7 protein-coding genes are annotated in these 8,039 nt (G+C 71.8%); all 7 read right to left on the bottom strand.

Features of this window, described 5'->3' with window-relative positions; all coding sequences use genetic code 11:
* Nucleotides 1-63: 63 nt before the first annotated feature.
* Nucleotides 64-1,476 carry a condensation domain-containing protein gene (locus tag MMF93_RS00235; protein ID WP_242748419.1) on the bottom strand — a complete coding sequence of 471 codons (1,413 nt, stop codon included), beginning with the start codon at nt 1,474-1,476 and terminating at the stop codon, nt 64-66.
* A complete protein-coding gene (locus MMF93_RS00240; protein WP_242748421.1) occupies nt 1,463-1,672 on the bottom strand; it encodes a hypothetical protein in 210 nt (69 codons plus the stop codon). The genes MMF93_RS00235 and MMF93_RS00240 overlap by 14 nt, the downstream gene beginning before the upstream one ends.
* Before the next feature lie 146 nt (nt 1,673-1,818).
* A complete protein-coding gene (locus MMF93_RS00245; RefSeq protein WP_242748423.1) occupies nt 1,819-2,439 on the bottom strand; it encodes a class I SAM-dependent methyltransferase in 621 nt (206 codons plus the stop codon).
* Nucleotides 2,436-4,430 carry an ABC transporter ATP-binding protein gene (locus tag MMF93_RS00250; RefSeq protein WP_242748425.1) on the bottom strand — a complete coding sequence of 665 codons (1,995 nt, stop codon included), beginning with the start codon at nt 4,428-4,430 and terminating at the stop codon, nt 2,436-2,438. The genes MMF93_RS00245 and MMF93_RS00250 overlap by 4 nt, the downstream gene beginning before the upstream one ends.
* An 8-nt stretch (nt 4,431-4,438) precedes the next feature.
* A complete protein-coding gene (locus tag MMF93_RS00255; RefSeq protein ID WP_242748427.1) occupies nt 4,439-5,623 on the bottom strand; it encodes a pyridoxal phosphate-dependent aminotransferase in 1,185 nt (394 codons plus the stop codon).
* Nucleotides 5,620-6,576, bottom strand: a complete 957-nt coding sequence (locus tag MMF93_RS00260) for a TauD/TfdA family dioxygenase (protein ID WP_242748429.1) — start codon at nt 6,574-6,576, stop codon at nt 5,620-5,622. The genes MMF93_RS00255 and MMF93_RS00260 overlap by 4 nt, the downstream gene beginning before the upstream one ends.
* 27 nt (nt 6,577-6,603) lie before the next feature.
* Nucleotides 6,604-7,956, bottom strand: a complete 1,353-nt coding sequence (locus tag MMF93_RS00265) for a cytochrome P450 (protein WP_242748431.1) — start codon at nt 7,954-7,956, stop codon at nt 6,604-6,606.
* Nucleotides 7,957-8,039: the final 83 nt, after the last annotated feature.

An 8,039-nucleotide genomic window follows, 5' to 3' on the forward strand; every position in this document is an offset into this window, starting at 1 on the left:
GGGGTCCGGTGTGGGCGTGGCGGTGGGGGTGGCAGTCCCCGCCGGTTGCCACCGCACCCCCTGTCACGTCCTCGCTGGCCCGGAGCCGGCCGCGGGTGTCAGCGCGAGCCCGGCCGCGAGAGCGGCCACTGTCGGTGGCGGCCCCAGACAGCTTCTCACCGCCGCCGACTCCACGCCCCGCAGAACCCGTTGGGCCGCGTGCTCCGGCAGTACGTCGACGTCCGTCAGCAAGGTGAGCAGGACCTCCGACCCGTGGCCGCGCACGCGGAGTGTCATCTCGGTGCCGTGGGCCTGGAAGGTCCCGGAACAGGTCACCTCGGAGGCGAGCGGCTCCAGCTCGGACGCGGAGGGAGCAGTCTCGGGTACGTCGCCGGGGTCTTTGTCCAGACAGTCGAAGAGGCGCTCCAGCCGCACAGGTCCGCGCTCGGCCGTAGCCTCCGCGAGCATCCGCTCGACGGCTTTGATGTCGTACTTGCCGTGGTGATAGGCCGTCAGCAGTTCGTGCTGGCAGCGCCGCGCCGCCTCCAGCACGGTCTCGGCTGAGGAGCCGCGCAGGACGGTCAGACCGGGCTGGCACATGCACGCCATGCTGGCGCCGGTGCCCTGCTCGAACCGGTTGGTGACCATCACCTTGAACGGGACGCTCTCCTCGCCGGTGTATGCCGCGAGCAGGGAGCTGAACGGGGCCAGCACGAGCGCGCCGAGGGAGATCCGCTCGGCTCCCCGCAGCCATCGGGAGGCCGTGCGCAAAGCGGCGGAGTGCAGATCCAACCGGGCGATGGTACGGGATTTCTTGCCTGTGATGCCCTCGGCGCCGGGCGCGGGCCCGGAGCTCACCGGCACCTCACGCAGTTTGCCGCGCAGGTGGTCCAGGGTGCGCTGGTGCCGCCGCCGTCCCAGGGGCGAGTGCTCGGATGCGGCGATGTCGCAGGGCTGTGCGCGGCTTCCGTCCTGGCCCGCCCACAGATGTGGTGACGTGCCGAGGAGGTCGTGGAACTCCTTTCTCAGCAGGGCGTGCGCGAAGGCGTCGGAGGCGCTGTGGTTGACCACGCACAGGACCAGCCGGACGAAGCCGTTGTCACCGCACAACAGGCCGAACCGCACGGGAAGTTCGCGCCTGAGGTCGAACGGCGTCCGCGCGACCCGTCCGACGAGAGGATGCCGCAGCATCGGAGTGCCGGGGTCGGCCACGGTGTCGGCGGGGATGTCGAGCGGGCCCACCTCGTGCACGCGCTGGACGAGTGCGCCCGACACGTCCTCCACGAGGGTGGTGCGCAGCCCCTCGTGACGGCGCACCAGCTCGGCCAGGGCCGCGCGCACCGTCGGTCGGTCGCGCGGTGTGCGCAGCTCCCACGACTGGCACAGGTTGAACAGATGGCGGCGTGCGAGCGGCGCCGCCATCTGTTCGTACCACTGCCCCCGCTGTCCGAAGGTGGCGGGGGCGGTGCGCGCCACCGGTGTGTCAGCCGCGGTCAAGGGGACCCCTGCGGGCCGCCACCAGGGCGGGCATTACGGTGCCGCGCCGGATCTCACTGAGCGCGGTCGCGATCGTCTCCAGCACTGCCTTCTGCTGCCGCTCCCCGTAGACCGCCACCAGCTTCTCGCGGTTGACGCGCATCGAGAGCCAGCGGGTGCGCAGCACATCCGCCGCCCACTCCCCCAGCTCGCGCACGGACACCGCCGTGAAACCGGCCGCCGCCAGCTGGGCGGCGCGTTCGTCAGCCGTCGCCCGGCGGAAGACGGTGTCGGGGTGTGCCGCGCGGAAGTCCTCGGCCAGCGCGGCGGGGTCGGCGACGAGGCTGACCTCCTCGGTGAAGGTCAGCAGGCCGCCGGGCGCAGCAGCCGGTACGCCTCGTGCACTACCGCCGCCACGTCGGTGAAGTGCGAGAGCGACCCTGACGCGAACACCACGTCGAAAGAGCCGCCGGGCAGCCCGGTGTCCTCGGCGGCTGCGCACACAGCGGTGACCGGTGTGGAGAGGGGGTCGGCCGCGTGGCTCTCGGCGGTGAGACGGACGTGCTCCTCAACCACGTCCACACCGACAGCCCGCGCCACCTCGGCGCGCCCCGATAGGGCCGTGAGGACGTGGCGCAGCGCGCCGCCCAGGCCGCAGCCCAGCTCGACGACGCTCAGCGGACCGGCCGGCGCGTGCTCGGCGACCGCCTCGACCACCAGGTCGCAGCCATCGGCGCCGAAGTGGCCGAGCTGGTCGAGTCCCCTGAGTCCGCTCCCGTCGATGGCCCGCGCGGCCGTCTTCCGGTCCCAAAGCGCGCCGAACAGGTCGTGGTGGTAGGTGCGTTGGGCCTCGGCCGCGGTGCGGGTGGAGCCGGGCTCTGCGGTGACGTCGTGGGGGGCGATGGCTCTCAGTCCTTCGGTTCGGCGGTGTGCTGTCCTGGGGTGGCGCCGCTGTGCCGCGCCCGGGCGCGTGTGCGCGGTCACGCCGTGGTGTAGGCGTCGGCCTGTAGTGCGTACATGTCCGCGTACCGGCCGCCGGCCGCCGTCAGCTCGGCGTGGGTGCCCTGCTCGACGACGCGCCCCTGGTGCAGTACGACGATGCGGTCTGCGCGGCGGACGTTGACCAGCCGGTGGGTGACCAGAAGAGTGGTCCGAGATCCGCCGCCCTCCCGCGAGCTGGCCTGGCGCAGCCCCTCGAAGACGACGGCCTCGGCCTTGGCGTCGAGGGCGGCGGTGGGTTCGTCGGCGACGAGGAGGGCGGCGTCGCGGTAGACGCCACGGGCGACACCGATGCGCTGCCACTGGCCGCCCGAGAGGTCCCGTCCGCCCACGAACTCCTTGGACAGTATCGTCTCCGCACCGTTGGGCAGGGAGTCGACCACCTCCTCGGCGCCGGAGGCGGTCACGGCCCGGCTCCAGCGTTCCCCGGACGCGTCCTCGTCCTCCAGTCGTCCCACCCGGATGTTGTTGCCGGCCGTCATCGGCCAGCGGGCCGGTTCCTGGGAGATCAGCGCCACTTGGTCGAGGACGGACGCCTCGGTCGCGGTGGCGAGGTCCACACCGTCCCACAGCACGGCACCGGAGACGGGACGGTACAGACCCGTGATGATTTTGCTGAGAGTGCTCTTGCCCGAGCCGTTCTCGCCGACGAGAGCCACCACCTCGCCCCGCCGGAGACACAGGTTGATGTCGCGCAGGGCGTACTGCTCGCTGCCCGGGTAGCTGAACGCGACATCGTCGATCCGGATCTCGGCCGGGTCCTGTGGGACGACGACGGCGTTGTCCGAGTGGCGGCGGGTGGCGGCTTCGGCCAGCAGGTCGTGATACAGGTCGATGTAGTGCGACAGCTCATAGACCCGGTTGAGCGAGCGCATCGTGGTCGCCAGGCCGGTGTTGGCGTTCCGCATCGCCAGCACCGCCGTGCCCGCCAGCGCCAGTGGCATCACGCCGCCGTGCAGCAGGAAGCCGAGAAGCACATAGGCGAGGCCGGTGCTGAGCCCGCTGAGGGCGCGCCCCATGAGCTGGACATAGCCCTTCCGCGTCTCCAGCTTCACGGTCTCGTCGGTGAGCTGCGACGCCACCCGACGGTGCTCCGCCATGAGCTGCTCCTGCATGCGGTAGGCACGCACCTCAGCCGCGACCTCGCGCTTGACGACCAGGTCCTGCACCACACCGATGCGCAGCTGGCGGGTGGCGTTGTGCAGGAAACTCAGGAAGTCCAGCTTGCCGACCTGGGTGGCCGACCACATCTCGGCGAACGCGGCGAGCAGCATGACCGGCAGCAGCCACAGGCTCAGTACGGCGGTGGCGACAAGCGCTGACACCATCGTCACCGCGGACCTGAGCGCCTCGGCCAGCAGCCGGATGCTCTGGTCGATCGACGGCATGCCGCGCCGGATGCCCTGCCGGATCAGCTCGCGGAAGCTCGGATCGTCGAACGCCTTGAGCTCGACGGCGACGACCGCACTGTTCATCGCGTCCTGGGCCTCCTCCATGATCCGGGGGCGCAGGCGTCCCTGGAGCACGGTGGCCACGCTGTCCATGAGGGCACGTGTCGCCAGCGAGGCGACGACGGCGAGCAGCGCGGGCAGGGACTCGATGACCCGGTCGGGTGTGGGCCCCTCGGACAGCAGGGTGGTGAGCACATTAGCGGTGGCGATCAGACCGTAGGCGGACACGGCCCCGGCGAGGAGCTGCGCCAGGCCGACCACGACGGTGAGGGCGGGCGAGGCTCGCCAGGAGAGGCGGACGATCGCGGTGATGGCGCCGGGAACGGCCCGCAGCGTCGCGCCCACGCTCCGTCTGGCGGCTGATTCGCCGGGTGCCGCCCAGGTGGGCTTGGCGAACTCGTCGGTGCCGATAAGGGAGACCGCGCGCGCGGCGGGCGCCCCTCCGCTCCGCTCCCCCTTCGTCCCTCGCTGTGCGCCCGATCGGCGCTCTTTCGGCCTGGCGCGCTTGCCGTCCCCCTTGTTCACTGGTCTCCTCAGCTTCTCGGCGCGATCGGGGTGCGGGTGAGATGGGCAGTGACTCGGGCGAGCGCTGCGGCGAGCCTGTCCCGGTCACGCACGAGGGCGACCCTGATCCAGCCGCGTCCGGCCCCTGGCGAGGCGAAGAAGGACGCGCCCGGCGCTACCAGGACACCGGCCCGTTCGACAAGTTCGCGGGCGAGTTCCGCCGAGTCGCCGGCCAGCGCGGCCGTACGCGCGAGGACGAACCATCCGCCCTGCGGGGTGTGCACGGTGCAGCCCGCCTCGCGCAGCCCGTCGCACACCAGGTCGCGCCGCAGCTCGAACTCGGCACGCACGGATGCGACTTCGGCCTCCGCCTCGGGGCCGAGCGCCGCCGCTCCGCGCTGCAACGGGTGGGGAGCGCCGAGTGTGGTGCGCTCGTGCACCCGGCGCAGCGCCGCGGTGACCGGTGCCGGCGCGAGGCAGTAACCGAGCCGCCACCCGCTCATGGCGCGAGTCTTGGAGAGGCTGCCGACGACGATCGAGCGGTGGCGCAGCCGGGGCACGCCGCCCACGGGTGACAGGTGCCGGTGGCCGTCGTAGACGAACCGGTCGTAGACCTCGTCCGTGATCAGCGTGAGGTCGTGGCGTTCGCAGAGCGCGGTGAGTGCGTCGAACTCGGCGCGGTCGAAGACCCGCCCTGTCGGGTTGTGCGGATTGTTGAGCAGCACGGCCCGCGTGCGCGGGGTGACGGCGGCTTCCAGGGCTAGCCCGTCCAGGCGTCGGCCCTCACCGGTCAGCGGAACGAAGCGGGCGCTCGCACCGGCCAGATCGACGACCCCGGGGTGGTTTTCGTAGAAGGGTTCCGGAACGAGCACCTCGTCGCCGGGGTCGGTAGCGGCGATCAGTGCCACCAGGAGCCCTTCGGTGGCTCCGGCGCTGATGGTGACCTCGTGCTCGGCGTCGACGCGTACACCACGCACGGCGCCGAGCCCGGCCGCCACCGCGTGCCGCAGTTCCGGCGACCCCGCCGGATCGGCGTACTGGTGGGAGCCGGAGCGCAGGGCCGCCACGGCTGCTTCGACGGCGGCCCCCGGCGGACTTCCACGGGGGATGCCGAGGGCCAGGTCGGTGGCACCGCTCTCGCGGGCGGCGGGCAGCAGCGCGGCGAGAGCCATCGGCGCCACGGCAGATGTGCGCCGGGACAGCCGCGTCGTCATAGTGCGCAGTCCGCTCTCTCGACCGGATCGCCCATCGCGACCAGCACCTCGCGTTCGCCCTGGAAGGGTTCGCGGCCGTGCGCGAGTCGGATGTTGTCGACGAGCATGAGGTCGCCGCGCTGCCAGCGCTCGGCGCTGCTGACCTTCTCGTAGGCGGAGTTCAGCAGCTCGATCTCGGCCCTGCCCACGGGTTCGCCGTTGCCGTAGAAGGTGCGGAAGGGCAGGTCGTCGCCGCACTCCGCGCGCAGCATCGTGGCCACGTCTTCCGCCAGGCTCCACTCGCTCCAGAAGGCGACGTGGTTGAACCAGGACGTCTCCCCGGTCTCCGGGTGCCGCACGAGAGCGGACCGGTGCTGCGTGGTGGTGAGCCTGTCACCGTGCCATGCGGTGGTGAGGCGCTGCTCGGCCGCGTACCGCTCCACCGCCTCGCGGTCCTCGGTGCCGAAGGCCTCCTGCCAGGTCAGGCCGAAGTGTCCCCAGTAGTTGCGGACCAGCATCCAGCCCTCGTCGGTGAAGCGCTGGACCAGACGGTCAGGCAGTAGGTCCAGGAGGGCCCGCATGTCGCCGAGGAAGGTCTCACCACCCGCCGTCGGCGGGGTCAGGCAGGCGAACACGAGGAGGTGCGGGAAGCTGAGCGCGTAGCTGTTCTCGTTGTGCAGCCGGATGCGGCGCCGCGCGGGTACGTCGGTCGCGGTGTAGACACCCTCGCCGTAGGCGCTGCGGGGGGTGGCCTTCTCCACGTACTCGGCGGGACGGGCGACGATCAGGTCGCGCAGTACCGCGAACTCCCGCGCCGTGGTGAAGGGCAGGCCCCGCAGCAGAACAGCGCCGTGCTCACGGCGCAGCGCGTGCACCTCGTCGAGGTGCTCCGTGACCCAGTCGGCCGCCTCGGGCACGGTCCGGTGCCGGCCGGTGTCCAGGGCCACGGGGGCACGCGGCGGTTCGGTGAACATGATGAGTGCTTCCTCCCGGATCGGTGGTCAGCGCCTCGCGCTGACGGGAAGGCTCAGCAGACCGCGCAGGGCTGCCGTGGGACGGCGCCGCAGCGGTCCGGCGCGGTGCAGTTCGGGGGCGCGCTCGGCGAGCACGCTGAGCGCCACGTCAGTCTCCATCCGGGCCAGGGGGGCGCCGACGCAGTAGTGGGCACCGCTGAGGAACGCCAGGTGCTGGCCCGCACCCGAGCGGCTGATGTCGAAGCGGTGCGGGTCGGGGAAGATCACGGGGTCGCGGTTGGCGGCGCCGAGGACGAGCATGAGGACCGTGCCGACGGGAACGGGCCGGTCCCCGAGCGTCAGTGCCTCGCGCGCGACCCTGATCGAATACTGCACGGGCGGGTCGAAGCGCAACGACTCCTCGGCGACGGCGGGCGCGAGACCGGGGTCGCCGACGAGCGCCTCCCACTGTGAGCGGTCGGACAGCAGGCGCAGTACGGCGTTGGACACCAGGTTCGTGGTGGTCTCGAACCCCGCGGTGAGCAAGAGCTGGCAGGTGCCGATGATCTCCTGTTCGGGCAACTGGTCGCCGTCCTGCGACCGCAGCAACTCGCTGACCAGGTCCTCGCCCGGCTCCCCGCGGCGCTTGCCGACCAGATTGGTGAACATGGCGTTCAGCTCCCGCGCCGCCGCACGGAACTCGGCGGCCTGCCGCGCGGAGCGGATCCCGTCGATGGCCCTGCCGGTGACCAGCCCGTAGTACGCGAAGCGGTCCACGTCGACGTCGGTGATGCCGAGCAGCTCGCTGATCACGGTGATGGGCAGCGGGGAGGCGAAGTCGGTCACCACGTCGAAGGTGCCGCCCCTGGCCAGCGCCGTGTCGATCAGGCGGTGGGCGACCTCCTCCGTGCGCTTGCGGTACTCGGCGATCTTGCGGGGGCGGAACGCGGGCGCGACCAGTCGCCGCCACCGCATGTGGTCGGCGACCTCCGCTTCCAGGAACGAGGTGTCGCCTGGCTCATCGCCCGCCGCACCGCCGCCCTCCGCGGGAGCGGTACCCTCGCCGGTCCCGGTACCGGAACCGTCGACGTCGCCGGGCGCGGAGGTCTGCGAGGCGGCCGGGGCGGTCCGCGCACCGGGGCCTGCCGCGGGCTCCTCGTTGCGGCGGGCGAACGCGGAACCGCGCAGCACCTGGCTGCACAGCTCGTGCGCGGTCACCGCCTGCACCCCGGCCCGGCTGCGGTACACGGGACCGTGCGCCCGGATGTGTTCGTACAACGGGTAGGGATCATCGAGGTGTTCGTGCAGCATCAGCCGGCAGACGAGGTCGCCCCGGCGCGCGTGGGTCCACAGCACGGCGCGCTTGTACTGGAGTCTCGCGGCACGGCGAAGCTCTGCCACGTCCGGCATGTTGATACCCCCGGTCGGTGAGTGTCGCTGACTCTTCCAGCGCGACGATGAATGGACAAGATCATTTACAGTGG

Origin of the sequence: Streptomyces tubbatahanensis (assembly GCF_022699385.1) — a bacterium.
Taxonomy (GTDB): domain Bacteria; phylum Actinomycetota; class Actinomycetes; order Streptomycetales; family Streptomycetaceae; genus Streptomyces; species Streptomyces diacarni.

Coding starts and splice junctions, on each gene's coding strand:
- MMF93_RS00255 (WP_242748427.1), bottom strand. CDS start 5,623: ATGACGACGCGGCTGTCCCGGCGCACATCTGCCGTGGCGCCGATGGCT.
- MMF93_RS00260 (WP_242748429.1), bottom strand. CDS start 6,576: ATGTTCACCGAACCGCCGCGTGCCCCCGTGGCCCTGGACACCGGCCGG.